The sequence below is a fragment of the Actinomadura sp. DC4 genome (genome assembly GCF_030406325.1).
Lineage (GTDB): Bacteria > Actinomycetota > Actinomycetes > Streptosporangiales > Streptosporangiaceae > Actinoallomurus.
Window position 1 is genome coordinate 310,551 of the sequence record NZ_JAUEQY010000005.1, and the last position, 24,603, is coordinate 335,153.

Here is a 24,603-nt window from a genome sequence, read left to right on the forward strand (position 1 = left end):
GGGTCAGCGCCGGGAGAAAAGTCGGCGAGTTCGCTGGGATCGCGGTCGGTGGCCGTGTCTTCCGCCCAGCCGACCGCATGGGTCACCACGTAGTCCCGTTCCCTGCCGGTCTTCTGTGCTCAGCCACTCCCGCGCACGCATGGGCCGGATCATGCCACTGCCTTGTGGCCGTTGAGGCTCGGAGGGCCGAACCAGCGGTGCAGTGCCGTCTCCAGGCCAGGGCCGCCGGCCCAGGCCACGTAGCCGTCAGGGCGGACCAACCGGGGGTCTCCGCCGTCGCGGACTTCGACGCGGTCCGTCCAGCCCTCCGGCGCGGGTGCGCCGATGAGGACGGCGCGGCCGTCCAGGGCGGCCGGGACGTCCACGGCGCGGCCGGACACCTCCGGGTAGGTGATCCCGATGCCCGACAGTTCCAGCGCGACGGCGTGGCGGGCCTCCGGGACGGCCAGCAGCCCCGTCACGATCTCCCGGACGGCCGAAGCGTCGGGGTCCGGCACACCGAGTACCGCCTGCGCTCGGGTGCTCAGCAGTACACGGGCGGCGATCGGATGGCGCTCGTCGTGATAGCTGTCGAGCAACCCCGAAGGCGCATGCCCCCGGACCTGCGCGGCCAGTTTCCAGCCGAGGTTCACCGCGTCCTGCAGGCCCAGATTCAGCCCCTGGCCGCCGACCGGGAGGTGGACGTGCGCCGCGTCGCCCGCGAAGAGCACGCGGCCGTGGCGGTACCGCTGCAGCTGCCGGGCCGCGTCGCCGAACCTCGAAGCCCACAGCACCTCGCCCACCTCGATGCCCGGTCCGTGCGCGGCGGTCAGCCCCCTCTGCAGCTCCCCGGCCGTAACGGGCGCGTCCCGGCCCAGCCGCTGCTGCTCCTCCCCGAAGATGATCACGCGGTGGCGTCCGCCCGACAGCGGCAGCAGGAATCCCGACGTCGACGACGGCAGCTGCCATTCGTCCGCGAGCCCGGCCGGTTCGCCCGCGAGGCGAAGGTCGGCGACGACCAGCGAGACCCGCGCCGACGTGCCCGGGAACGCCGCGCCCAGCAGCGTACGGACCGTGCTGTGGCCACCGTCGGCCGCGACCAGCCAGCCCGCCCGGTGGTCGCGTCCGCCCGCCGTGACGGTGACGCCCTCGCCGTCCTGTGACACGGCGGTGACGGCCGCGCCGCGCAGCACCGGAGTACGTAGCCGCGCCTCGATCGCCGCCGCTATGTGCGCCTGTTCGATGCCGAGCTGGTACGGGAAGCGCGTCGGCAGGTCGGTGTAGTCGATCGGGACGCCCGAGAAGTGCCCGGCGGGCACGCGCGCCTCGGCGTACGGCTCGATCGCCTCCAGCAGGCCGCGGTCCGCCAGCACCTCGACCGAGCGGGGCTGCACGGCGAGGGCCTTCGACTGCGCGGTCGGCCGGGCGTCGCGTTCCAGGACCAGGACGTCGAGGCCCGCCCGCTCCAGCTCGTACGCGGTCAGGAGTCCCGTCGGGCCGCCGCCGGCCACCAGGATGTCAGGCATCGAGGTTCTCCTTGCGGAGATACCAGATGTGCCAGGTGACCAGGCAGCCCAGCGTGGCGAACCAGACCACGGTGGTGACCCCGGAGATCAGGTCGATCGGCAGCGCGTAGACGAGCACGATGTGCACCACGGCGCTGGCCAGCAGGACGGCGCCCCAGACGGCCGTGTTGATGCGCAGGCCGCGCCGGAACCGCGCGTCGGTGTCCCAGCGGGCAGCCCAGGCGTCCGCGCCCTCGGCGCCGCGCTTGATCTCGGCGATCGTACGGCCCAGGGTCAGCTGGGCGGGTTTGGCGAGGAAGACGGTGACCAGCATCCACGCGCCGAACAGGCCGCCCAGCGCGGCGGTCCAGCCCTCCCGGATGGCCAGGGTGCGCGGATCGTCCGACAGCAGGCCGAGCACGACCGACAGCACCAGGACGCTCAGCGTGACCAGGGCGACGAGGTCGATACGGCGGCTGCGCACGATGGTCCACACCGCGTACGGGGCGGCGACCAGGACTCCGGCCATGAGCGCCCACCACTGGCTGACGCCGGCGGCGCGCAGGCCGTAGAACAGCGCCATCGGCACGATCACCTCGAACACGACGGTGAGCACATTGGCGCGGATCACCCGGCGCAGTCCCGCGTCGCCCGCGGGCCTCTCGTCGATCATCATGCGGACTCTCCTTCGGAGATGGGCGCGGTGGCCCGTACGTACAGATCGGCGAGCTCGCGGCCGAGGCGGGCGAGATCAGTGGGTTCGGGTGTGGTCTCGGCCGCGGTGACGACGACGGCGTCGAGTCCGCTGGTGAGGGCGATCGCCACGGTCCGCGTGTCGAAGGGGCGGAAGGCGCCCGCCTCCTGGCCGGTACGGAAGTGCTCCTCGAACAGCGCGACACGTCCGCTGACGCCGGGGCTCGCCGTAGGGGCGTTCCGCACGATGTCGATCAGTGCCCGTACGGCGGCGCGGTGCTCACCGACGAGGGCGACGTTCGCCTCGACGTAGGCGCGCAGCTGCGCGACGTGGCCGTCGGCGGCCTCGATGCGCGGCTGCATGAACGTCCCGGTGACATGTTCGATCTCGGCGACGCACGCCGTGAGCAGGTCGTCCTTGCCGGCGAAGTGGTAGCTGATCATGCCGGTGCTCGACAGGCCCGCGTGTTTCGCGATCCGGCTGAAGGAGGCCTTGGTGTAGCCGACCTCGGCTATCACCTCGATCGCCGCGGTCACGATCTGGGCCCGTCTGCCCGACTCGGTGAAGGTTCTTGCTCGCATGAGCAAAACTTAGCTTGGCCGAGCAAAACGCGCAAGCGCCGATCCGAGGCCGGGCGTATCGTGCGGCCGTGAGCGAGAGCGGCATGCCCCCGGGCCGGACCGTCGACGGCCCCGGACGGCGACTGTGGATCTCTGATGAGCCGGTGAGCGAACCGGCCGGACTCTGGGCGCGGTGTCACGAACGGCGGGACGCGACCGGGCACCGTCCGGTCCTGTTCTCGTGGCCCTCCTCGCACGGCGCCACCTGCCCGCTGGACGAGGTCGACGGGATCGACTTGGACGCCGAACTGGAAGGCGCCTGGCGCGAGGAACGCGCCGACCAGCAGGAACCGGACGAGGACGGCCTACTGCCCCCCTTCGCGGAATGGCCCGGCCTCGCGCCGCCCGTCCCGGCGAGTCCGGCAACGCCCGATCCGGACAGGGTCGCGGCGGCCGTCGTACGCCGGCTGCTCAAGCGGCTCGACGACTGTCACCTGGTGCTGGTCCCCGTCGAGCGCAACGCGGACATCCCCGCTGTCGTCGGCTGGGGCGCGGAGACCGCCCTCGGCCGGCTGTGCGCGCTGTTCCGTAGCCGGGAAGATCGCTTCGGCGCGCGCGTCGTCGCCTTCCAGGGCGCCAGGCTGTGGGTGTCGGTCGCACGCCCGCCGGCCACGGCCGGCCACGCCGCACATGTCGCGCTGGAACACTTCCTGACCGGCACTGACACGATGCGGGAGTTCACCCCCTTCGCCGAGTACGCCGCCGGCCTGGTCGGCGGCCATGTGTGGGAGTTCTGGTGGGACTAGGACGGATGCGGATCAGTCAGTACGCCTACTTCGCTCTGCGCAGCTCCGTCGTCCCGGCCGCGGAGATGACGGCCCGGCTGGGGCTGGAGCCGGACGAGGTGTCGGTCCGCGGGAGCCGTACGGCGGATCCGCCACGGCCGGTCAGCCACTCCTGGAAGATCGTCTGCGCGGACGGTGGGCTGACGGTGGACCAGCAGGTCGGGCGGATCATGGAGCGGCTCCGGCCGTACCGGGACCGGATCGTGGCGCTGTCGCAGGCGCTGGCCGGGCACGGTGCTGCGGTCCTCGAGGTGGTGCGTTACCTCGACGACCCCGACGGTGAGGACGAGGAGCTCAGCCCGCCCGGGGTGGCCCTGCAGAAGCTTCCCGGCCGGCATCGGCTCCTGGGCTGGACGCTCGATCGCGAGGTGCTGGAGTTCCTCGTCGCGACGGGGGCGTACCTCGACGTGGACGAGTACGGCTGACCGTCAGCAACCGGACTAACGTGGCGCTATGGCGTCATACGGGTCGTTCCTCGTCTTCGCGGTCATCCTCGTCATCATGCCCGGACCCGACTTCGCGGTGGTCACCAAGAACACGCTCGCCGCCGGGCGGCGGCGCGGGGCCTGGAGCGCCGTCGGAGTCGCCACCTCCAACGCCGTCCAGGGTGTCGCGGCGGCCACCGGCCTGGGCGCGGTGATCGTACGGGCCCAGCCGGTCTTCGAGGCGGTCAAATGGGCGGGTGTCGCCTATCTCGCCTTCCTCGGCGTCCAGGCGATCCGTGCGGCGGTCCGCGGCACCTATCCGGAGCCGAAGGAGGGCGAAGGAGCCTCCGGCGGCTGGCGGCAGGGCTTCCTGTCCAACATCACCAACCCCAAGGTGCTCGTCTTCTACCTGGCCGTGCTGCCGCAGTTCCTTGACGGCGACGCGGGTCTGCCGGCGCTTCTCGCCTACGCGCTCAGCCACGCCGCCCTGTCCCTGTGCTACCTCCTGACGCTGACCGTCCTCATGAGCCGCGTACGCCACGTCCTGACGCGCCCCCGCGTACGCCGGGGGCTCGACGCCGCCACCGGCACGGCCCTGCTCGGGTTCAGCGCCCGCCTGGCGGCGGAGCACTGACCGACAGCAGCGTCTTGCCCACGATGGCGCGCCGTAGTGAACATGAACGAAGCGTTGTCAACGAAATATTGACAACGGATCGTTCACTTTCTAGCATGAGGGGGTGATAGACGCTTTTTCCGGCACGCCGGCCGACCCCCGGCACAGGTACGCGGCGCTGCTCCGGCTGACCGAACGGCACGCGCGCGGTGAGTCGCGCGAGCGCTGGGAAAACTCCCAGATCCCCATGGGGCCCCTGGACGCCGTACGCCAGGTCGCCCTCGTCGCGGGTGGCGGCCAGGTGCCCGTGGACGGCGAGCCGAATGCGGACGCCGACGACATCGCCGCGGCTCTCGCCCTGGTCCACCTGGCGCGGACCGAGGTGGACGAGACGGAGATCGGGCTGCTGGAGATGGCGCGGGGGCGCGGCATGACCTGGCAGCAGATCGGCTTCCACATGGGACTCGGCTCGGCCCAGGCCGCCCGCCAGCGTCACCAGCGCCTGGCCGCCCGCACGGAGAACTGAGCCGGTCGGCGGTGCGGCATGTGACCAGGCCCGGACACTTCAGCGCCCGCCTGGCCGCGGAGCACTGACCGACAGCAGCGTCTTGCCCACGGTGGCACGCGCCTCGATCGCGGAGTGCGCGTCCGCCGCCCGTTCGAGCGGGAACCGCTGCCCGATCACCGGGCGCAGCCGGCCCGTCTCGGCCTCGGCCAGCGCGGCGGCGGTCAGCGCCCGCGACTCCTCCGGTGTCGGACGGGGCCGTACGAGCGACACGTCACGCTCGGCGGCCGACTCGGGCGAGATGGATGCCCACGCGCCGCTCGCGAGGCCGTAGCTCAGCATCCGGCCCCCGGGGCCGAGCCGGTCGAACGCCGCGAGCGCGATCGGACCGCCCACCCCGTCGAACACCACGTCCACCGTGCCCACCTCCGCGGTCCAGTCCGGCGCGAGGTAGTCCACCGCGACATCGGCGCCGAGGTCACGCGCCAGCCCGGCCTTGCGCGGCCCGCCCGCCGCCGCGATCACCACCGCGCCCGCCGTACGGGCCAACTGGACCAGTAGCGAGCCCACGCCTCCCGCCGCCGCCTCGACCAGCACCCGTTCCCCGGACCGTACGTCCGCGGCACGAAGCAGGGACAGCGCCGTACGGCCGTCGGCCAGCAACGCCACCGCGGCCTCCAGCTCGACCCCGTCCGGCACCTCCACGAGCACGTCCGCGGCCACGACGGCACGCTCGGCGTAGCCGCCGGTGCCGCCCAGGCTGCCGACCACGCGCCGGCCGATCAGCTCAGGGGAGACCCCGGCGCCGGCCGAGGCGACCACGCCGCCGACGCCGTTGCCCGGGATGACCGGCGGCTCACCCGCGAACGGCCCGAAGCCGCTCGCCCGGAACTGGGTCTCGACGAACGTGATGTTCGCGTACGCGACGTCGACCAGCACCTGCCCGGGGCCGGCCTCGGGCTCGGGGGCCTCTCCCGCGACGAGCACCGACGGCTCGCCGAACTCCTTCAACCACACGGCTCTCATGAGGTCGAGCATGGGACCTCGACCTAGGTTGAGGTCAAGAGGCGCTCCGCCTCGGTGACCGGGTCGCCGGCCAGCAGACGGGCGCCGACGTCTCGCGCCACCTTCGAGGTGGCGCCGCGTCCGCCGAGCGCGAGGGGCGCGATGCCCGCGAGCCGCCGCAGCTCCGGCTCCAGGCCGGCGAAGCGCGCGGGGTCCGGGGAGGACAGGACGACGAACCGTGGAGGATCGGCCTCGGCGGTACGGATCAGGTCCGGCGTGGGCGTCGCGGCGCCGAGGAAGTCGACGCGCCACCCGTTGCGGTAGAGCACGACACCGAACGCCAGCAGCGCGATGTCGTGAAGCTCGCCGGGCGGGCAGGCGAGGAGCGCCCGCGGCCCGACGCCCCGGCCCCAGCCACGCCCGAGCGCGGCCACCCGCGAGCGTACGACGTTGGTCGCGAAGTGTTCGTGCGCGACGGTGGCCTCCCCGCGGTCCCAGCGCTCGCCGAGCTCGTGGAGGTAGGGCAGGACGACGTCGCGGAGCACGGTCTCCGGCGTGAAGTCGGTCAGCAACCGGTCCAGGACGTCTTGTGCCGAGGGTTCGTCGAAGCCTTCCAAGGCTCGGGCGAGTGTCTCGACGGCGACGGAGGAGTCGGGGGAGGCGGAAGCCTGGCGCAGGGATGCCTGTGCCGCCTCGGCCGCGGACAGACCGCGGGCGAGGTGTTGCTGCATGACGCGGATGCGGTGTTCATCCGCCTCGGAGTACAGGCGATAGCCGCCCTCCGACCGCGCGGGGCGCAGGACGCCGTACCGGCGCTCCCACGCTCGCAGGACGTGGGCGCTGACTCCGAGCCGCCGGCTGAGTTCGCCGATCCGCAGCATCGCCGACTCGGGTTCCACCACTCCAATTTACAAGCCTTAGACGAACATTTGACAAGACTTGCGCACTCGACCTAGCTTCGAAGACGAGGTCTTCACAGGGGGATATAAGCCGAGGTCGCGGGGGCAAGTCCGGCTACCGGTGCACACATCGGTCCCGCGGCGAGCGGCTCACCCGCTCAGACCTCAAGGGGGGAAACCGGGGAACGAAAGGCGGGCGGCGATGTCGCCCGTCTTTCACCTTGGACCCACCGCGCCCTGGCCGCTGCCTAGGAAACGCCCCGGAAGCGGTCAGGGCGCCCAGCCGCTCAGGAGGCCGCCAGCGCGGCTTCCACGTCGTCGTACATCGGCAGGCGCTGAGCCAGACCGGTGATCCACAGGACGCGGGCGGTGGTGTACTCCGCGCCGGCCAGCAGGAGCATGCCGCCGTCGGTGGCCGAGAGGCGCTTCCAGTACAGGACGACCGTGCTCAGGGCGCTGGTGTCGATGAAGCTCAGGCCCGAGAAGTCAAGGATGATCCTGCTGCCGTGATCCCTGATCACACCGTCCAGATGGGCGGTGAACTGGGTACGGCTGACGATATCCAGCTCCCCCTTGATCGCGACGACCGTACGGTCGCCATGGCGAGTGGAGCTGAGTTCGAGCGCTGCCACGGTGACCTCCACGGAACTCAGTGGACGCCACCGTACCGGTCAGACGTGCCGTGATGGGAGGGGCATCTCAAGTCGAACGATGGTACCGCTCTCACCTGCGGTGATGTGCACCGCCGAACAGATCTGGCGGGTCACCCACAGGCCCATGCCGCCCTCGGCGTCAGAGGAAGGCGGGGCCTCACCGGCGCCCGACGGTATCCACCGGCCCTCGTCGCGGATTTCGGCGATCACGCGGCCGTCAGAGGTCCACATGTGAAGCTCGGCCTTCGGTGAACCGTGACGCACGCCGTTGGTGGCGATCTCGTTCACGGCGATCACCAGGTCGCCTGCGGCTTCTTCGCTGAGTCCGCTCTCTCGGGCGCGCGCTGCGACGAACTGTCGCACGCCTGGGAGATGGTCCACCGTGAAGTCCATCTCGTCTACCTGATCCCCCGATCCCACCGGCATCCGCCGGTGGTATCGCACCGTGGGGTGCGCCACTGCGGCCCCAAGAGTTGCCACCACGTCCCACCTTGCCCATTCGTCGCTCAATGAGGCGATCGTCCTGGTTTTCGTCGCCCGTCACGGCCCTACGAGGGGTGTCGTACCCATTTGCCGGGCTTTGTTACATCTTTGTGAGGGAGCAGACGTCAGGTGCGCACATTGCCGTACGTCGGGCGTGGTGAGAGCCCCCGTGAGAGAGCGGATTCACGGTACGGCGGGAGGCGCCCGCGCCGCAGGACAAGTCGCGGTCGGAGATGGAACAACCCTGGCGATCCGCCACGGATCGCCAGGGTTTCGCGGGCGTCAGCGGCCGACGCGCACCTGGCCGCGGGCGTCCGCCGCGAGGCGCAGCGAGTCGCCGTCGCGCAGCGACGCCTGCTCGCCCGGCTGGAGCCGGCGGTCGTTGACGAACGTGCCGTTGGTCGACCGCTCGTCGCGGATCCAGGGCTGACCGCTGTTGTCGATGCCGAGCGTCGCGTGCCGGCGCGAGACGTTGTCGAACCGGGAGAACGCGCTCGCGACCGGCGAGTGCACCGGGTCACGGCCGAGCACGAGCTCCTGGCCCGGCGTGACCTGGAGGTCGCCGGAGGAGAACGTCACGGTGACGTTCACCTGCTGCGGACCGCCACCGCCTCCGGCGCCCGTGTCGTTGATCGGACGCAGGCACTGGACGCAGACCGGGTTGCCGACGTCGGGGATCTCGGCGCCGCAGTGCGGGCAGAACGGCGTGAACGCCGCCGTCGACTCGCCTCCGGTCATGGTGGGCTCGCGCGGCGGCGGGGGCACGTGCGGTGCGCCCGGCGACCCGTAGCCGCCTCCGTAGCCCTGTTGCTGCTGCGGGGGATAGCCACCCTGCTGCGGAGGGTACCCCTGCTGCTGCTGCTGGTAGTCCTGCTGCGGCGGGGGGTAGCCCTGCTGCCGGTCCTGCGGCGGCGGGTAGCCCTGGTCCTGCTGCGGGGGGTAGCCGCCCTGCTGCGGGGGATAGCCGCCCTGCTGCTGGTACCCGCCCTGGTCCTGCGGCGGGTAGCCGCGGTCCTGCTGCTGGTACCCCTGCTGCGGTTGCTGGTAGTCCTGCTGCGGAGGGTAGCCCTGCTGTTGGTACCCGCCCTGGTCCTGCGGCGGATACCCCTGCTGCTGGTCATGACCCTGGTACCCGTGTTGCGGGGGGTAACCCTGGTCCTGCGGCGGGTATCCCTGCTGCTGGTCCTGCTGCGGGGGGTACTGCTGCTGCGGAGCCTCACGCCGGGCGAGGTTCGCCCCGCAGTTGATACAGATCAGGTCTCCCTGCCGCACCGGAGCGGCACAGACCGGGCATGTCAGGGACGCCATGACACCTCCCCGCCGTGGACTCCGGAGAGCGAGAGTCGCTCTGTCAGCCGCTCCATGTCGCCCCTCCGTGGAATCCCGATGTAGTAAATACGGTCGGCTTCGACCGACATCTGCATGTGCGGCCGCGTTTCGCCGCCCTCCGCGTCACCATAGCGTTTCTCGCCTAGCTCACTAACAGGGATGATGCGCTGATTGGTCGAGCCACGCCAGAGATGCCTGAAGTCTTGGGAGTTCAGGCGGCCGATGTACGGCCCTGTGACCACGGCATCGCAGAGCGCGAGAAGTTCGCGCGATTCCGCGGACCGTCGTAGTCGTGACAGTGCGTACCCGCTGTATACCAGGATGTCCACCTCCGGCGGCGCCCAGGTTCGGATGCCGAGGAGCAACTCCCGCAGCGCCGCCGGCTGCTGGAACGGCTCTCCCCCGGAGATCGTCACGCCGTCCACGCGGTCGAGTGACCGTAGCCACCCGAGAACCGCCGAGACGGGGATGGCGGTGGCCGGATCGGCCTCCCAGGTGTCCTGCGAGATGCATCCCGGGCAGTGGATGGTGCAACCCTGGGTCCAGATGCCGGCGCGCCGGCCCGGGCCGAGCGTCGTCACCGGATAGTGCGCCTTGGCGAGCAGGAGAGTCGTGCTCTCTCGGGCCCCCGCCGTCTCTCGCTCTGTCACCGAAGGTCCACCACGGCGATGTGCCCCTCGCGCCGGATGCCGGTCACCGTCACCTCGGTGGCCGGGCCGCGGTCGAAGAGGGCGCGTGCGAGCGGGTTGATGAAGTAGGACTCGAGCGCCATGCCGATGCCCCGGCCGCCCTTGTCGAGCTCACTCGTGCACCAGTCGCGGAGCGTGGCCGTCACCTCGTCCGACAGAAGGAGCTTCATGTGGTGCTCGTCGCTCACGCGGCGGCAGATGTTGGCCAGTTGCAGGTCGAAGATGCGACCCGCCGCCTCCGGCCCGATGAAGTCGAAGATCACGATGTTGTCGCCGAAGCGGTTGAGCAGCTCCGGGCGGTTCAGCTCGGTCGTGAAGTGCTCGGTGACGGCGCCGCGGATCTCGGTCTCCAGCTCGGTGTACGGCATGCCGGGCGTGACGTGCCGGGTGCCGAGGTTGGAGGTGAAGACCAGGATCGACTCGGAGAAGAACGCGGTGTTGCCCCGGCCGTCGGTGAGACGCCCGTCCTCGAGGATCTGCAGGAACTTGTCCAGGATCCGCGGATGGGCCTTCTCGATCTCGTCGAAGAGGACGACGCGGAACGGGTCCTGCCGGATCGCGTTGGTCAGCTCGCCGCCGGCCTCGAAGCCGACGTAGCCGGGCGGGGAGCCGATCAGCCGGTCGCCCGCGTGCTCGGCGGAGAACTCGCTCATGTCGAACCGGAGGTAGGCGTCCTCGTTGCCGAAGACCAGCGAGGTGATCGCCTTGGCCAGCTCGGTCTTGCCGACGCCGGTCGGCCCGGCGAAGAAGAGCACGCCGCGCGGGCGGCTGGAGGCGCGCGCGGCCTGGGCCCCGGACAGGCCGAGGACGGCACGTTTGAGGATGTCGAGCGTCTTGGTGACGGCCTGCGGCTGGCCGACGACGCGCGCCGGCACCCGCTGCTCGCCGTCGACGATGCGCTTGCGCAGGTGCTCGCGCTTCCAGGGGTTGTCGAGCACGCCGAGCTTGTAAGTGCGGACCGCGTCGGGCAGGTCCTCCAGGGGGACCTCGCGCTCCTTGGCGAGCCGGGTCACCTCGATCATCGCCTGGAGCGTCAGCCCCTCGGCCTCCTGGGCGAAGTCGTCGGTGATGTCGAGGTCCGGGTCGGTGGCCTCGAAGGCGCGGGCCAGCAGTCGCGCGGTCTGCTGCCGGTCGCCGAGGTGCGGGCGTGGCACCGGGATCTCCCGGATGCCGTCGTTGTCGGCGGTCAGCCACGGCGGCAGGTCGCCGGGGCGGCCGGCCAGCCAGATGATCGGGTTGTACAGCGGCTTGGGGCGCTCACCCTCCCCGCGTACGGGAGTGGCGGTGCGCGACAGCTTTTCGCAGAAGACGAAGAAGTCCTTCTCCGCGGGCTCCAGCTCGGTGGCGCTGCGGGCGATGCGGGAGGCGTAGTCGACGACGAACGCGGCGCGCACCGGACGGGACGGGCGGGCGAGGGAGCTCAGGTAGGTGCGCAGGCCCTCGAGTGAGGGCACCTTGCGCTCGTCCACCCGGCTGCCGAACAGGCTCGCGGCGGCGTCGGCGGCGGCCCGGTCGTCGGCGGGGTGCACGCGCAGCCCGTCGACCTGGTCGTAGACGACCATGAAGGAGTAGCCGCTGCGGCGCAGCGTCTCCCACAGCAGGTCGCGCAGCGGAAAGAGGCGGCCTTCTTCCGGCACCAGGAAGCTGTCGTGCAGGTTGCCCCACAGAACATATTGCGGGTGCACAGAAAGGGTCGCGTCGAGCTCGCGGACGAAAGCGGGAAAGCCCGCCAGCCGCGTCTCGTCCGTCGTCCCCTGCGTCGTCATCTGATGAAGCGTAACCCCAACGGGGGCGGCACTTGAGAAGGACGACGACCGCGCGACCACCGAGCCCAGGTGATCACGCGGTCGTGTCCGATGTCGGCCGTCAGCCGCCGATCATGTTGCTGGGAACGTTCTTGTCCTTGAAACCGGCGCCGACACTGCCGGCGGACCCGCGGGTCTGCTCGAGGGCGCCGGAGGCCACGCCGATGGCGCTCGGGTCGACCTCTCCGCGCTTCAGCTTGTCGACGAGGCCCTTCATCACCGAGCCGAGACGCTGCATCGGAGCGGACAGCGCCTTGCACAGCGTCGGGTCGGCGTGGACGTTGGCTCTGGCCCGCCGGATCTGGTCGAGCGTGAACAGCCCGGCCGCGGCGGCCTTCACGATCGCCCGCTTCTGACCCTTCGCGCCGCTCTTGAACGTGCCCTTGCGGTAGGGGTCGTAGATGTAACGCTTGAACGAGCCGGCCGCCAGGCCGGCGTTGGTGATGAAGCGCGTCTTGGCGAACTTTCGCGTCTGCGCGGTCGGGCACGCCACCGGCGTGGCCGAGTCGGTCGGCGTGGCCGCGGGGGCCGTCGGCGCCCCGACGGTCGGCGCCGCCCCCGTCACGGCCGCCTCCTTGGACTTACTGCTGCACCCCGAGAGCGCGAGCAAGATGATCGGAATGATGACGAACGTTTTCCGGAGCATTCAGCTTCCCCCGAAGATAATGCTACTGATTGGGACAATTTTCGTGCGGTATTCCTTGGGTCGAACCGTCGCTCTCCATTTTTACCGTGAGAGCGGCGCCCGGGGTTAATCGTTGGCAGTGATTTGCGGCGCGTGGCGGCCCAATGCTGCGCTATCGTCATTCGACATGACATCGCGTACCCCGTCGGCCCTTGCGGCCTTGCTGCTCCTGGCCCTGGTCGCGGGCTGCGGCGGAGGTGGCGGCGGCCACGTCGCGGCGACCTCCTCTCCGTCGTCCGCGGCGCCCGCGCCCGGCTCGTACAACGCCGATCAGCTCACTCAGGCGTTGCTCACCGACATTCCCGGATACGTACGCTCGGGTGCGCCGCAATGGGGCGAATACGGGTCGCTCGCCGCCGTGCAGAACCTCAATCAGATGCAGCAGGCGGTCAAACTCGACAAACCGCAATGCGCGTCGTCGACCCGTGCGCTCAACCAGGAAAAGGCGGTGCAGGCCGCGCCCTCCGCGCTCGCCGCCTTCACCCACGGCACCCGGCAGAGCGTCACCGAGACGCTGATGGCGGTCGGGCCCGATGTGGCCGCCCGCCAGGTCAAGGTGCGCATCCCGCTGGGCTGCCGCAGCATCCGGGTCAAGGTCGGCCGCGTCTGGGTCTCCGACACGCTGGTCGAACCCTCCGGCGCGCACATCGGCGAGGGCTCGCGTACGGCGGGAGTGCTCACCTCGACCGGTACGACCACGGTCCGCACGTGGTTCGTGGTGTTGCGCTCACGCGGCTACCTCGCGACGATCACCTTGTACGGTCCGGGTGCCACCCAGGCCGAGGCCGAGCGATACGCGCGCAGGGCCTACCAGCAGGCGGAGCGGATTCTTCCCTAGGGACCTCCCACGCTGCGGGTAGCCTGCGCGGTGACGAAGGAGGACGCGGTGGTCGGCAGGCAGGGCCGGGTTACCGGCAAGATCGGGCCGGGCCTTGTCGGTGAGGTGATGATCCCGATTCGGGGCGGGGTCGAGGCGTTCTACGGCTATTCCGCGATCCAGGGCGAGGAAATCCCGGTCGGTTCTCTCGTGGTGGTGATGGATTACCACCCACCGCGAACCGTTTACGTCTCCTCTGCGTCTATTTGACGTCATCGTCTTTTTTAGGCCCCCCGAGGAGGAGCCATGCCGGTTTTCGCCGTGGTGATCGGTGCACTGGTCGCGGTCATCGTTTTGATCGTCATCTTCAAGGCGATCTGGCGGGTCGCGGAGCCGAACGAAGCGCTCATCATTTCCGGTCTCGGGGCGAAGGCCCACAACCGGGACACGGCGGAAAGCCTGGGATTCAAGATCACGACGGGCAAGGGGACGATGGTCCTGCCCGGCTTCCAGACCTGCCGCCGCCTTTCCCTCGACACCCGCGTCTCCGGACTGGAAGTCACCTGTGTGACCTCCCAGGGCATCAAGGTGCACGTACGCGGCGTGGTGATCTACAAGATCGGCGACGACTTCTCCTCGATCGCCAACGCCGCGCGGCGCTTCCTCGACCAGCAGAAGATGATGGACGACAAGACCCACCAGCTGTTCGCCGGCCACCTGCGCTCCATCGTCGGCAACCTGACCGTCGAGGACCTGCTCCGTGATCGCGACCGGCTGACCAACCAGGTCCGTACGTCCTCCGCGGACGAGATGGGCAAGCTCGGCCTCGTCGTGGACTCGTTGCAGATACAGGACATCGAAGACAACGTCGGTTACATCGACAACCTCGGAAAGCCGAACTCCGCCGCCGTCGCCTCCGCCGCGCGCATCGCCGAGGCGCAGCGCAACCAGGAGGCCACGGAGGCCGAGCAGATGGCCGAGCAGGCCAACGCCGGGCAGATCCGCGACACCGAGATCAAGAGGCGCGAGTACCAGGGTCAGGTCGACCAGGCCGCGGCCGAGGCGCGCCAGCAGGTCATCATGAAGGAGACCAAGAACGCCGAGCTGGAGGCCGAGCGCCGCGAGAAGGCCCTGGAGGCCGAGGTGCGCAAGCCGGCCGACGCGAAGGCCTACGAGCGGGTCACCCTCGCCGAGGCCGAGCGGCGCGCCGCCGTCGCCCGCGCCCAGGCGGAGGCCGAGGCCACCAAGATCAACGGTCAGGCCGAGGCCGAGTCGGTGCGCGTACGCGGTCTCGCCGAGGCCGAAGCGATCAAGGCGCGGGCCGAGGCGCTCGCGGAGAACCAGGAGGCGGTCATCGCCCAGCAGCTCGCCGAGCGCTGGCCCGAGATCGTCGAGGCGGGTGCCAGTGTCTTCGGCAACGTCGACAACATGGTCGTCCTCAACGGCGCGCAGGGCGTCGAGGACATGCTCGCCAAGGCGCTCACCCTCGGCGGCACCGGGCTGGGCGTCGCCCGCCAGCTTCTCTCCACGATGAACGGCCAGAACTCCGGTCCGCAGAACGGAAAGCTCGTCCCCGTCGACGACAACCCGGACAAGTAGTCCAACACCTCTCCGCCAGGGCCCGGGTCTTTCGCTCCGGGCCCTCCGCATGTCCGATCTGCGGCACCGGCCGTGGGGGCCGGACGCTAACGTGCGGACATGGCCGAGAGGAGCGAGGGAATCCACAAGCACAGCACCGCGGTCATGGAGCCGGCCAAGGAGGCTTCATGACCAACGCACGCGTGGCCGTCACGGTCGATCTCGTCGTTCTGACGGTCCGTGAGCACCAGCTCAGCGCCCTCGTCTGGTGGCGCGACCGCCCGCCGTACGCGGAGAGCTGGTCGCTACCCGGCGGATTCGTCCAGCTCGACGAGGACCTTCCGGTCGCGGGCCGGCGGCTGATGGCCGAGCGCGCCGGGCTGGCCGACGTACGGGTCCACCTCGAACAGCTCGCCACGTACGGCTATCCCGACCGTGATCCCCGGCAGCGCGTCGTCAGCGTGGCCTACCTCGGGCTCGCCCCGGACCTGCCCGCCTCGACTCGCGCCCAGGTGATGTGGCGGCCGGTCGCCGAGCTCACGGAGAAGGGCCGGATCGCCTTCGACCACCGGCGCATCCTGCTCGACGGAGTCGAGCGCGCCCGCGCCAAGCTGGAGTACTCCCCGCTCGCGGCGGCGTTCTGCCCGCCGGAGTTCACCGTGGCCGAGCTGCGCCACGTGTACGAGATCGTCTGGGGCAACCCGCTCGACCCCAGGAACTTCCACCGGAAGGTCACCGGAGCGGACGGATTCCTCGTGCCGACGGGCGGCACGACGACGCGCGACGGCGGCCGGCCGGCCCGGCTCTACCGCCGGGGAGACGCCGAGTCGCTGCATCCACCGATGATGCGACCGACCTGGTGACGAGGCATTTCGTAGCTCTTGGTAACGTTCCTGGCCATGTCGGAAGCTTCGTCGGAGATCGTGCATCAGCTCATCGCGGAGGTCGGTGACGCGGGCATCGAAGAGATGCGCCGCGCCCCCGGGCTCGCCGCGGCCGTGGACCAGCACATGGCCGCCGTACGGGATGTGATCAAGGCGTCCGGGGATGATCCGGTCGCCGAGGTCCTGCTCGACTATGTGCACGGTTTCGTCGATGCCGCGATCGAACGCGGCTGGTGGCCCACCGGCGAGTTCGACTGGGAGACCACCCGGGTGATCGCGGTCCACGCGCTCCTGCGTAAGACAGGTCGCTGACGCGGCCGTCGCCGGGAGCCCGGCAGGCCCCCGGCGACGCCCCTCACCGTCAGTGCGGCATATCGCGCGGTTTGCCGCGCGGCATGCCGGGCGTGCCCGGCGTCTCGTGCGGCCGTCCGCCCTCGGTCGGCACACCGCCGCCGCGCAGCGCGTCCTCACGGCCCCGCTGGTACGCGGAGCTGCGCACGGACTCGACGTCACGCTCGGCGGTCGACAGGATGCGCTCCCAGCGCTGCTGCATCGGCTTGATCAGTCCGCCGCCCAGGCCGATGGCGAGGATGGCGCCGATCGTGGCCAGCGCGGTGATCAGCAGCGGTTCGGTGACCGTCGTGGCGATGCCGATCTGGTTGAGCGCCGCTATGACACCGAGCACCACGATGAACGCCGCCACCGCGTCGGCCAGGAACTTCCCGTATGACACGGCGCCGAGCGCCGCGACGAGCAGTTCCCTGACCGCGTGCGCGATCGCCGACGCGATGACCACGATGATGATCGCGACGGCCAGCCTCGGCAGCCAGGCCACGATGGCGCGCAGCCAGTCGCTGACCGGGTTGGGACCGAAGACGTTGAAGGCCATCTGCAACGTGATCAGCAGGATGGCGTAGAAGAACAGCCGTGCGAGGAGCCGGCTCGCGTCGTAGTCGCTGCGTTGCAGCGCGCGGCCCACCACCCCGCGTTCGGCCACCCGGTTGAAGTGCATGCGTTCGAGGACCGCCGCCACCGCACGTTCGATGATCTTGGCCACGATCCAGCCGATGATGAGGATGACCACGAAGACGATGAGCTTCGGCACGATCCTCACGACGTTGTCCAACATCCGTTGGAGACTTTGGCCGATATCGATCGCGGCCATCGAGTACCTCATGGCTGTCTCCCCCCCGACAGAACGGCCACCCGGTAGTACGGATTTATCCCCACTTGCTGGCAAAACATGCTGATTGAGCTGGCTCGGGGGCGGCTCCAGGCCCTCGCAGTCCCTAAAGTGACGTCGTACGCCTCTTCACAGGGAGGACAAAGGTGTCCAAGCCACGCTTCCGCTCGGTACTCGATGAGTACGTCGCCTACCGGCCCGGCAAGGTCGCGCGCTCGTCAGAGGGCCGGTCCTACAAGCTGTCCTCGAACGAGTCGCCGTACGGGCCGCTCCCGTCGGTCCGCGAGGTGATCGCGGACGCCGGTGGCCTGGTCAACCGCTATCCGGACAACGGCTGCACCGCGCTGATCGAGGCCATCGCCGCACGTCACGACGTGCCCGCGGCCCACGTCGCGGTCGGCTGCGGCTCGGTCGGCGTCGCGCAGATGCTGCTGGAGTCGATCGGCGAGCCCGGCGTCGAGGTCGTCTACGCCTGGCGCTCCTTCGAGGCGTACCCGACCCTGGCCGACCTGTCCGGCGTGACCTCCGTACGCGTGCCGCTCACCGACGAGACGCACGACCTGCGGGCGATGGGCGACGCCATCACCGACCGCACCGGCCTGGTCTTCGTCTGCAACCCGAACAACCCGACCGGCACGGCCGTCCGCCGCCGCGAGCTGGAGGAGTTCTTCGACCGGGTGCCGCAGGACTGCCTGATCGTGCTGGACGAGGCGTACCACGAGTACATCCGCGACCCCGAGGTGCCCGACGGCCTCGAGCTGTACGCCGACCGGCCCAACCTCGTGGTCCTGCGCACCTTCTCCAAGGCGTACGGCCTGGCCGGGCTGCGCATCGGCTTCATGGTGGCGCAGGAGGCGATCGCCGAGCAGGTGCGCAAGACCTATCTGCCGTTTTCGGTCAACTCCGTCGCCCAGGCCGCCGCGATCGCCTCACTGGGGGCCGAGGGTGAGCTGCTCGACCGGGTCGCCTCGACGGTGAAGGAGCGCGAGCGGGTCTACGACACGCTGAGAGCCCGGGGATGGCGGGTGCCGCCGAGCGAGGCCAACTTCGTCTGGCTGCCCCTCGGCGACGACACGATGGCCTTCTCCGCCGCCTGCGACGCGGCGGGCGTCAGCGTACGCCCGTTCGCCGGCGAAGGCGCCCGCGTCTCGATCGGGTCTCCCGAGGAGAACGACGCGTTCCTCGCGGTGGCCGAGCTGTATCGGACCGCGAAGGAGGGCTGACCTCCTCGGCACGCCCGGCACGCTCGGTGGAGACCACGAGGCCGACACCGAGCGTGATCACCAGGCCGCCGAGCAGGATCATCCAGGAGACGTGCTCGCCGGCGAACGCCACGCCGAGCAGCACGGCCACCGCAGGGTTGACGTAGGCGTACGTGCCGACCAGCGAGATCGGCGCGTTGCCGAGCAGCCAGACGTAGGAGGTGAAGGCCACCAGGGAGCCGAACACCACCAGGTAGGCGAGCGCGATCCAGGAGGTGCCCGAGACCTGGTCCAGGTGGAGCCTCTCGCCGCGCCCGAACCCGATGGCGAGCAGGGCCAGGCCGCCGGCGGCCATCTCGTACACGCTCGCCACGAACGGGTTGGCCGGCATCGTCAGCCACGAGGACAGGAACGAGCCGGTCGCCCACGACAGCGCGGCGATCATGATGATCGTGACGCCGAGCGGGCTGCCCGACCCGCCGCCGCGGGTGACCGTCAGCAGCGCCAGCCCGCCGAAGCCGACCAGCACGCCCGCGACCGTGGCCGCCGCCGGCCGGTCGCCGGTGATCGAGCGGTACACCACCAGCCACAGCGGCACGCTCGCGATGAGCAGCGCGGCCAGGCCGGTCGACATGTGGAGCTCCGCGACGCCGACCAGGCCGTTTCCGCTGGTCAGCAGCAACAGCCCGACGATCGCTGCGGTGAGGAGCCGGCGCCGGGGCACGAGCAGGACCCGCGGACCGCTCCTGACCGCGAGGACGACCGCGAGCAGGACCGCGGCGACCACGAACCGGAGACCGGCACTGATCAGCGGCGGCATCGTCTGCACGACGTAGTGGATGCCGAGATAGGTCGAGCCCCAGACGACGTAGACGATCGGCAGGGCGATCCAGACGAACGAGGAACGGGAGTCAGTAGTCTGTGCGCTCATTGGTCATTACACGCTAAACCATGCCTCTGACAGAGCGCAGCCTGATATCGCCCCTTGGGACGAGGGGCCTGGTCAGTGGCAGCTGTAGTCGAAGGCGCCGGAGGCGGTGCCGCCGGCGGTCTTCGGGCTGATGACCTCCAGCGTGGCGATGGCGTGCATCGTGCCGGTGCCCTGCACCGTCCAGCGCAGGGGGACGCGGATCGACTTCTTGCCGTGCGGCAGCGTGTCGGTGAAGACGCTGGAGTTCTGGCCGTCGCTGCGCCGCCAGCGGTACGAGACGTCGCCCTGCCCGCCGTTGGTGTGGATCACGCCGACGACGACGGCCGTCGCGCCACAGGGCTGGACGCCGGACGGCGAGCTCACGGTCACGCCGGTCACCGCCGCGGCCGGGCCGGACTGGTGGAGCAGCCACCACACGACCAGGCCGCTCAGAACCGCCAGGCCCAGCGTCAGCAGGCCGCCGGCGACCCGCCGTGCGGGCGACCGCCTGCGGGCCGGCCGGCCCTCGCGCCACAGACCGGCCACGCTCGGCGACACACCGGGCCCGAACCGCATCGTCACGTCGTCCGTGGACGACCTGCCCTCGAACATCGTCTCGATGCCGTGCTGCGTGGCGTAGTCCTGCCGGGTGTCGAGAGGCTGGGTCTCCAGCTCTCGTCGCGTCTCATCCAACGGTCCCCACCACTTCGCACGGTTTCTGGTTCTGGGTGGTCGCGGAGGCGGATCCGCCGGGCGACGCGGTGACACTGACGGTCGCGGAGTCGGGGCACTCACGCCCGAAGTCGTGGGAGAACGTCACCGTGTGCGATCCGCTGCCGCTCACGGTCTGGGAGTCGCCGGCCGCGGCCGCGCGGGCCAGCGTGCCATCGGTACCCGTGCCGCCCACGCCGGCGAAGCTCGCCGACACGGTCACGTTCCCGGGGCCGTGGATCGTGAAGCTCACGCTCGCGCTCGCGCTCCGGGTGGTGAGGCTGAAGTCTGAGACGGTCAGCCCGCTGACCGTCGTCGGCGTGGGAAGGATCTTGCTGATGACCGGCTTGGGGATCTTGGTCACCGGGTCCGAGGCCGGAGTGGTGGTCGGCGGAGCGCTCGTCGGCGGGGTCGTCTCCGGTGTGGAGACGGTGGGCGACGGGCTGGGCGAGGTGGAGTCCGGTGGGGACGTGCTCGGCTCGGGGGCGGCCTCCGGGCTGGAGGTGACGCTCGTGTGCGCCCCGATGCCGTGGTGGACCCCGGCAAGTACGGCCGCGCCGCCACCGCCCGCGAGCACCGCCGCCATCAGCGCGCCCGTGATCATCGCCAGGCGTCGCCGGCCGAGGCGCGTGAGGGCGAGCGCCGTGGCGACCGCCGGCGTCGCACCCGCCATCGGGAACAGCGAGGCCAGCAGGGCGGCCAGCGCCGCGAGGCGTGCGCGTCCGCGCTCCTCCCAGCCGGGGCCGTACGTGGCGACCGCGACCTCTTCGAGCTCGATGAGGAACGCGTCGGCCGAGCGTGGCCGGTCGGCCGGATCCTTGGCCATGCCGAAGGTGACGAGACCGCGCAGCGGCGGCGGGACCCGTTCGACCGGAATCGGCTCCGAACGGTGAGCGGCGGCCAGCGCCCAGAGGCCCTTGGCGTTGAACGGGCGCTCGCCGGTGAGGCACTCGTAGAAGACGGCCGTGGCCGCGTAGACGTCCGTCGCGGTGGTGACCGCGCCGGCGATCCACTGCTCGGGCGCCATGTACGCGGGAGTTCCGGAAGCGGTGACCTCGTCGCCCGCGCGTACGGCGACACCGAAGTCGGCGAGCTTGCTGCGGCCCTCTTCGTCCACGAGCACGTTGCCGGGCTTGTAGTCGCGATGCACCACCCCGGCGGCGTGCGCGGCCGCCAGGCCCAGGAGCGAGCCCTTGAGGACGAGCAGCGCGGCCTCGGGCCCGGTCGCACCCTCGGACTTGATGATCTCCTTGAGCGTGACGCCGTCGACCAGCTCCATGACCAGCGCGGCCGCGTCCGGGGCCTCGACGTACTCATAGAAGCGGACGACGTACGGGTCGTCGAGATCGGCCATCAGCCGCGCCTCGGCGCGGAAACGGCTGAGAAAGGTCTCGTCCGAGCGGAGTTGCTCGGACAGGTACTTGATGGCCACCGGCGCGTTCGTCGCCTCGTGGACCGCCAGCATCACCTTCCCGGAGGCGCCCTCGCCCAGCGGACGCACATGCCGATATCCGGGAACCGTCCAGTCACCGATCATGACGATCCTCGCTCTACGCGCCCCCACGTCGATTGACGTGCGCTAAGAATGCGACGCTTGAGAAGAGTGTCCGGTTTAATCGGTGCGCCGCCGTGGCCGGATCCGGCCACGGCGGCGCACCGACGTTGATCAGGGATTCTTCGGCCCGAGCTTCTCCACGATCAGGCGGTAGAGCTGCCGCGGACGGCCCGGCTGTGGTGTCCGGTTGGGCGGCAGCGGCCAGGCGAGCCCCTCTTCCACGAGGGTCCGCAGCAGCCGTCGCGCCGTGCGCGGGGTCACGCCGAGCATGTTGCCGGCGTTCTCCGCGTCCACGATGAGCGGCTGTTCCTGGTCGCCGAGCCGGTCGGCCAGGCGCGAAAGGATCTCCAAGCCCTTCGGTTTGGCCGGCGACTGGGCGCGCGGTGGCGTGCGCGGCGCGGGCACGAGCGCCCGCCCGTCGCGATCCAGCGCGAAGCCCTGTGCCCGCTGCGAGGTCTGCGAACGGGCAAGCGCCGCACGCGCGTGCGTCTCCGCCTCCTGGGCCGTACGGCCCATGCCGATGCCGACCTCGATGGCCAGGCCCAGCTCCTCCCGTACGCGCTCCACGAACGGAGGGGTGCGAAAACCCTCCGTCGCCGCCGCGATCGAGCCGCGGGTGGCGGTCACGAGATAGCTGTGGTCATCGAGCGGCCAGACGGCGGCGCTCATCCGGTGCGCCTCCTGAAGCAGGAGACGCTGCAGCGAGAGTTTCAGCTCCTCACGCCAGTAGCGCGGCGTGACCCGCCGTGGCGTCTCCCGCAGGGTGGGGACGTCCACGAGGACGACGACGAGCTGGGACTCCTCCAGACGGTGGTGGGCGCCCAGCAACGCCGAGGTCTGCAGTGCGGACCGGATCGCCGCGCCGGTCGGCCGGATGCGCAGCGTGGGTACGCCGGCCAGCTCCAGCCGCTCCGCCGTCGCGTGCACGCAAGTGAGCGCGACACTTGTGGCGCCGCGCCGCCAAAGACGTTCATGGAAGGCCGCCAGTGTGCCCGGTCCGGCGGATTCCTCCCGCAAGTGCACGTGATCGGTGTTGAGATCGATCTCGCTGAACGCCTCTTCGACCTCGGCGCGGGTCAGCACGTCGATGCTGACCCGTTCCGGCTCGTGCCGCTCGTCGAGCGACGCCCGCAACAGCGCGCCCTGAAGGGCTGCGCCGTTCAGCGGCACGAACGTCGCCGGCATCGTGAGAACGCCCGCCTTCCGGGCGAATTCGTACGGCACCGGGCTCGCGAAGAGGCAGACGTCCACCCCTGACCCGAGCCGTACGACCTTGTCCGCCGCCTCCTGCTCGTCGCGGTACGCCGCGGCGACCAGTCGGCTTGGCACCGATGTTGGACCATGGCCCATGAGCATGACCCGTTCGACGAGGTCATGTGGACCAACGACTCCGATCGTCAGATCGGGGGTCACCGAACCACTCCGTGGCCCGCTCATCTAAGCCCCCTCCGGCTTACGAGCGGTCCTGGGTGGCCTTCGGCCGGTTCGGCCTGCCGCTTGCCCCCGTTCGCGTCCGTCCTAGGACGGCCTCCACCCAACGCATGACTCATACCTTTGACGCCCCTGTCTGGTCGACAGCCCCAGCCTCCGTGTACTTCGTTCCTCCACTGGGCAGATCGGCCGGAGACCACGAGATGTGACGCCTCTGAGCAAAATCGGTTAAGAGCACGCTGAAAAACTACTAGTCGGGCGGATCCGGTGAGGAACTTATTACTAACCGGACAGGTAACACGAGGTCGGGTTGAACGGTGACTGACGATGTCAGTTGGGGTCAGACCACGCGCTCGATTTCGGCCCCGAGAGTCGTGAGGCGCTCCGCCACGTGGGCGTGCCCGCGGTCGAGGTAGTAACCCGAAGTGATCGTGGTCTCGCCCTCCGCCGCCAGGCCGGCCAGCACCAGCGCGCTGCCGGTGCGCAGGTCGTGTGCGACGACCTCGGTCCCGCGCAGCGGCGTCGCGCCGTTGACCTTCGCGCGGTTGCCGTTGACCTCGACGTCGGCGCCCATGCGCCCGAGCTCCTCGGCCAGCTTGAAGCGGCCGTCGAAGATGCGCTCGTAGATGTAGCTCGGGCCGTCGGCCTGGGACGCCAGCGCCATGATCGGCGACTGCAGGTCGGTGGCGAAGCCGGGGTACTCGTCGGTGATGACGTTGATCGGCCGCAGCGGCCGGTCGCGGCGGACCTGGAGCACGGCGCCCTGGGAGGCGAACTCCACGCCCATCTGCTCCAGTTTGTCGCCCGCGACGCCGAGGTGCTCGAGCGAGGCGCCGACCAGGCTGATCTCGCCGCCGGTGATGGCCGCGGCCATGACCAGCACGCCGGTGTCGATGCGGTCGGGCATGACCGTGTGCTCGACGGCGGTGAGCCGGTCGACGCCCTCGACGGTGATGAACCCGGTGCCGCCGCCGCTGATGCGGGCGCCCATGCGCTGCAGCAGCGTGATGACGTCGAGGACCTCGGGCTCCAGCGCGCAGTTCTTGATCAGCGTGGTGCCGTGGGCCAGCGAGGCGGCCATGAGGAGGTTCTCGGTGCCGGTGTGCGACGGCGTGTCGAGGTAGAGCGTCCCGCCCTGCAGGTGCCCCGCCTTGACGTGGATGGAGCCGGTGCCGTCGTCGGTCACCTGCTCGGTGACCGTGGCGCCCATGCGCTTGAAGCCGTTGTAGTGGAAGTCGAGGTTGCGGCTGCCCAGATTGCAGCCCCCGACACCCTCGATGATCGCTTCGCCGAGCCGGTGCAGCAGCGCCGGCACGAACAGGAACGAGCCGCGGAAGCGCGCCGCGATGTCGGCCGGCAGAACGGGGCTGCTCAGGCTCGAGGCGTCGATCACGAGAGTGCGTTCCGGCTCGTGCAGCTCGGCCTTGGCGCCGATCGCCTGGGCCAGCTCGACGGCTCGCCTGACGTCTTCGATGATCGGAACGTTCCGCAGGACCGTACGGCCCTTCGTCGCCATCAGCGACGCGCCGATCATTGGCAGGACGGCGTTCTTCGCGCCTTGTACGAATACGGTGCCGCGCAACTCGCGGCCACCTCGCACGCGGTAACGGACCTCGTGGCCCAAGCTCATAGCGCCGATACTCCTTCGGATGCGGGGA

27 protein-coding genes and 1 pseudogene are annotated in these 24,603 nt (G+C 70.3%); 11 read left to right on the top strand and 17 right to left on the bottom strand.

What is annotated here, in order from left to right; genetic code table 11:
• Positions 1–149 precede the first annotated feature (149 nt).
• Genes QWU11_RS10845 through QWU11_RS10855 form a run of 3 tightly spaced genes read right to left on the bottom strand, consistent with a single transcriptional unit; the run spans position 150 to position 2,759 of the window.
• The gene (locus tag QWU11_RS10845; RefSeq protein ID WP_290105002.1) at positions 150–1,505 is read right to left on the bottom strand and encodes an FAD-dependent oxidoreductase; all 1,356 of its coding nucleotides are present in this window, start codon (positions 1,503–1,505) and stop codon (positions 150–152) included.
• Positions 1,498–2,160 carry a VC0807 family protein gene (locus QWU11_RS10850; protein WP_290105003.1) on the bottom strand — a complete coding sequence of 221 codons (663 nt, stop codon included), beginning with the start codon at positions 2,158–2,160 and terminating at the stop codon, positions 1,498–1,500. The genes QWU11_RS10845 and QWU11_RS10850 overlap by 8 nt, the downstream gene beginning before the upstream one ends.
• Entirely contained in the window at positions 2,157–2,759 is a 603-nt protein-coding gene (locus QWU11_RS10855; protein ID WP_290105004.1) for a TetR/AcrR family transcriptional regulator, read from the bottom strand. Before QWU11_RS10855 ends, QWU11_RS10850 begins: the two co-directional genes overlap by 4 nt.
• 68 nt (positions 2,760–2,827) lie before the next feature.
• Here QWU11_RS10855 and QWU11_RS10860 point away from each other — a divergent pair, with 68 nt between their 5' ends.
• The 4 genes from QWU11_RS10860 to QWU11_RS10875 all read left to right on the top strand — a co-directional run bounded on the left by QWU11_RS10860 (position 2,828) and on the right by QWU11_RS10875 (position 5,147).
• The gene (locus tag QWU11_RS10860; protein WP_290105005.1) at positions 2,828–3,544 is read left to right on the top strand and encodes a DUF4253 domain-containing protein; all 717 of its coding nucleotides are present in this window, start codon (positions 2,828–2,830) and stop codon (positions 3,542–3,544) included.
• Between the two features lie 5 nt (positions 3,545–3,549).
• Entirely contained in the window at positions 3,550–4,008 is a 459-nt protein-coding gene (locus QWU11_RS10865) for a DUF4279 domain-containing protein (RefSeq protein WP_290105006.1), read from the top strand.
• A 28-nt stretch (positions 4,009–4,036) separates the two neighbouring features.
• Entirely contained in the window at positions 4,037–4,642 is a 606-nt protein-coding gene (locus tag QWU11_RS10870; protein ID WP_290105007.1) for a LysE family translocator, read from the top strand.
• Positions 4,643–4,745: 103 nt separating this feature from the next.
• Positions 4,746–5,147, top strand: coding sequence for a DNA-binding protein (locus QWU11_RS10875; protein ID WP_290105008.1), 402 nt, complete (start codon positions 4,746–4,748; stop codon positions 5,145–5,147).
• 39 nt (positions 5,148–5,186) lie between these two features.
• Here QWU11_RS10875 and QWU11_RS10880 read toward each other — a convergent pair whose 3' ends face one another.
• The 4 genes from QWU11_RS10880 to QWU11_RS10895 all read right to left on the bottom strand — a co-directional run bounded on the left by QWU11_RS10880 (position 5,187) and on the right by QWU11_RS10895 (position 8,193).
• Positions 5,187–6,152 (bottom strand): zinc-binding dehydrogenase, encoded by a 966-nt coding sequence (locus QWU11_RS10880; RefSeq protein ID WP_290105009.1) that lies wholly within the window; start codon positions 6,150–6,152, stop codon positions 5,187–5,189.
• Between the two features lie 23 nt (positions 6,153–6,175).
• Complete coding sequence (locus QWU11_RS10885; protein WP_290105010.1) at positions 6,176–7,030, bottom strand: MerR family transcriptional regulator; 855 nt, start codon at positions 7,028–7,030, stop codon at positions 6,176–6,178.
• A gap of 287 nt (positions 7,031–7,317) precedes the next feature.
• Positions 7,318–7,662, bottom strand: coding sequence for an STAS domain-containing protein (locus QWU11_RS10890; protein ID WP_290105011.1), 345 nt, complete (start codon positions 7,660–7,662; stop codon positions 7,318–7,320).
• 39 nt (positions 7,663–7,701) lie between these two features.
• Positions 7,702–8,193, bottom strand: a complete 492-nt coding sequence (locus QWU11_RS10895; RefSeq protein ID WP_290105012.1) for an ATP-binding protein — start codon at positions 8,191–8,193, stop codon at positions 7,702–7,704.
• Between QWU11_RS10895 and QWU11_RS47280 the strand changes: the two are divergent.
• Positions 8,129–8,311 (top strand): annotated as a pseudogene (locus QWU11_RS47280) (hypothetical protein); the annotation flags it as partial. The gene QWU11_RS10895 and the pseudogene QWU11_RS47280 sit on opposite strands and share 65 nt — an antisense overlap.
• 137 nt (positions 8,312–8,448) lie before the next feature.
• Here the strand turns inward: QWU11_RS47280 and QWU11_RS10900 are convergent.
• The 4 genes from QWU11_RS10900 to QWU11_RS10915 form a co-directional block, all read right to left on the bottom strand.
• Positions 8,449–9,474, bottom strand: coding sequence for an FHA domain-containing protein (locus QWU11_RS10900; protein ID WP_290105013.1), 1,026 nt, complete (start codon positions 9,472–9,474; stop codon positions 8,449–8,451).
• Positions 9,462–10,145: a 4Fe-4S single cluster domain-containing protein gene (locus tag QWU11_RS10905; RefSeq protein WP_290105014.1), complete on the bottom strand. Its 684-nt coding sequence runs from the start codon at positions 10,143–10,145 to the stop codon at positions 9,462–9,464. Before QWU11_RS10905 ends, QWU11_RS10900 begins: the two co-directional genes overlap by 13 nt.
• Complete coding sequence (locus tag QWU11_RS10910) at positions 10,142–11,950, bottom strand: AAA family ATPase (RefSeq protein ID WP_290105015.1); 1,809 nt, start codon at positions 11,948–11,950, stop codon at positions 10,142–10,144. The genes QWU11_RS10905 and QWU11_RS10910 overlap by 4 nt, the downstream gene beginning before the upstream one ends.
• A 100-nt stretch (positions 11,951–12,050) precedes the next feature.
• Positions 12,051–12,635 (bottom strand): hypothetical protein, encoded by a 585-nt coding sequence (locus QWU11_RS10915; RefSeq protein ID WP_290105016.1) that lies wholly within the window; start codon positions 12,633–12,635, stop codon positions 12,051–12,053.
• Positions 12,636–12,801: 166 nt separating this feature from the next.
• On the opposite strand from QWU11_RS10915, the gene QWU11_RS10920 reads away from it, so the two are divergent.
• The 5 genes from QWU11_RS10920 (at position 12,802) to QWU11_RS10940 (ending at position 16,265) form a co-directional block, all read left to right on the top strand.
• Positions 12,802–13,512, top strand: a complete 711-nt coding sequence (locus QWU11_RS10920) for a hypothetical protein (protein ID WP_290105017.1) — start codon at positions 12,802–12,804, stop codon at positions 13,510–13,512.
• 48 nt (positions 13,513–13,560) lie between these two features.
• On the top strand, positions 13,561–13,761 hold the full coding sequence (locus tag QWU11_RS10925; RefSeq protein WP_290105018.1) for a hypothetical protein: 201 nt from the start codon (positions 13,561–13,563) through the stop codon (positions 13,759–13,761).
• 36 nt (positions 13,762–13,797) lie between these two features.
• Positions 13,798–15,090 carry a flotillin family protein gene (locus tag QWU11_RS10930; RefSeq protein ID WP_290105019.1) on the top strand — a complete coding sequence of 431 codons (1,293 nt, stop codon included), beginning with the start codon at positions 13,798–13,800 and terminating at the stop codon, positions 15,088–15,090.
• Positions 15,091–15,257: 167 nt separating this feature from the next.
• Positions 15,258–15,932: an NUDIX domain-containing protein gene (locus QWU11_RS10935; RefSeq protein ID WP_290105020.1), complete on the top strand. Its 675-nt coding sequence runs from the start codon at positions 15,258–15,260 to the stop codon at positions 15,930–15,932.
• A 36-nt stretch (positions 15,933–15,968) separates the two neighbouring features.
• On the top strand, positions 15,969–16,265 hold the full coding sequence (locus QWU11_RS10940; protein ID WP_290105021.1) for a DUF6401 family natural product biosynthesis protein: 297 nt from the start codon (positions 15,969–15,971) through the stop codon (positions 16,263–16,265).
• A gap of 49 nt (positions 16,266–16,314) precedes the next feature.
• Here QWU11_RS10940 and QWU11_RS10945 read toward each other — a convergent pair whose 3' ends face one another.
• Complete coding sequence (locus QWU11_RS10945) at positions 16,315–17,130, bottom strand: hypothetical protein (protein WP_354670831.1); 816 nt, start codon at positions 17,128–17,130, stop codon at positions 16,315–16,317.
• Positions 17,131–17,282: 152 nt separating this feature from the next.
• Here QWU11_RS10945 and hisC point away from each other — a divergent pair, with 152 nt between their 5' ends.
• Complete coding sequence (hisC, locus tag QWU11_RS10950) at positions 17,283–18,359, top strand: histidinol-phosphate transaminase (protein WP_290105022.1); 1,077 nt, start codon at positions 17,283–17,285, stop codon at positions 18,357–18,359.
• On the opposite strand, the gene QWU11_RS10955 is transcribed toward hisC, so the two are convergent.
• The 5 genes from QWU11_RS10955 to murA all read right to left on the bottom strand — a co-directional run bounded on the left by QWU11_RS10955 (position 18,247) and on the right by murA (position 24,575).
• Entirely contained in the window at positions 18,247–19,269 is a 1,023-nt protein-coding gene (locus tag QWU11_RS10955; RefSeq protein WP_290105023.1) for an EamA family transporter, read from the bottom strand. The genes hisC and QWU11_RS10955 overlap by 113 nt on opposite strands.
• 72 nt (positions 19,270–19,341) lie before the next feature.
• A complete protein-coding gene (locus QWU11_RS10960) occupies positions 19,342–19,941 on the bottom strand; it encodes a hypothetical protein (RefSeq protein ID WP_290105024.1) in 600 nt (199 codons plus the stop codon).
• The gene (locus tag QWU11_RS10965; RefSeq protein WP_290105025.1) at positions 19,934–21,496 is read right to left on the bottom strand and encodes a serine/threonine-protein kinase; all 1,563 of its coding nucleotides are present in this window, start codon (positions 21,494–21,496) and stop codon (positions 19,934–19,936) included. Before QWU11_RS10965 ends, QWU11_RS10960 begins: the two co-directional genes overlap by 8 nt.
• 129 nt (positions 21,497–21,625) lie before the next feature.
• Positions 21,626–22,951: a transcriptional regulator gene (locus QWU11_RS10970; protein WP_290105026.1), complete on the bottom strand. Its 1,326-nt coding sequence runs from the start codon at positions 22,949–22,951 to the stop codon at positions 21,626–21,628.
• A 334-nt stretch (positions 22,952–23,285) separates the two neighbouring features.
• Entirely contained in the window at positions 23,286–24,575 is a 1,290-nt protein-coding gene (gene murA / locus QWU11_RS10975; RefSeq protein WP_290105027.1) for a UDP-N-acetylglucosamine 1-carboxyvinyltransferase, read from the bottom strand.
• Positions 24,576–24,603 lie beyond the last annotated feature (28 nt).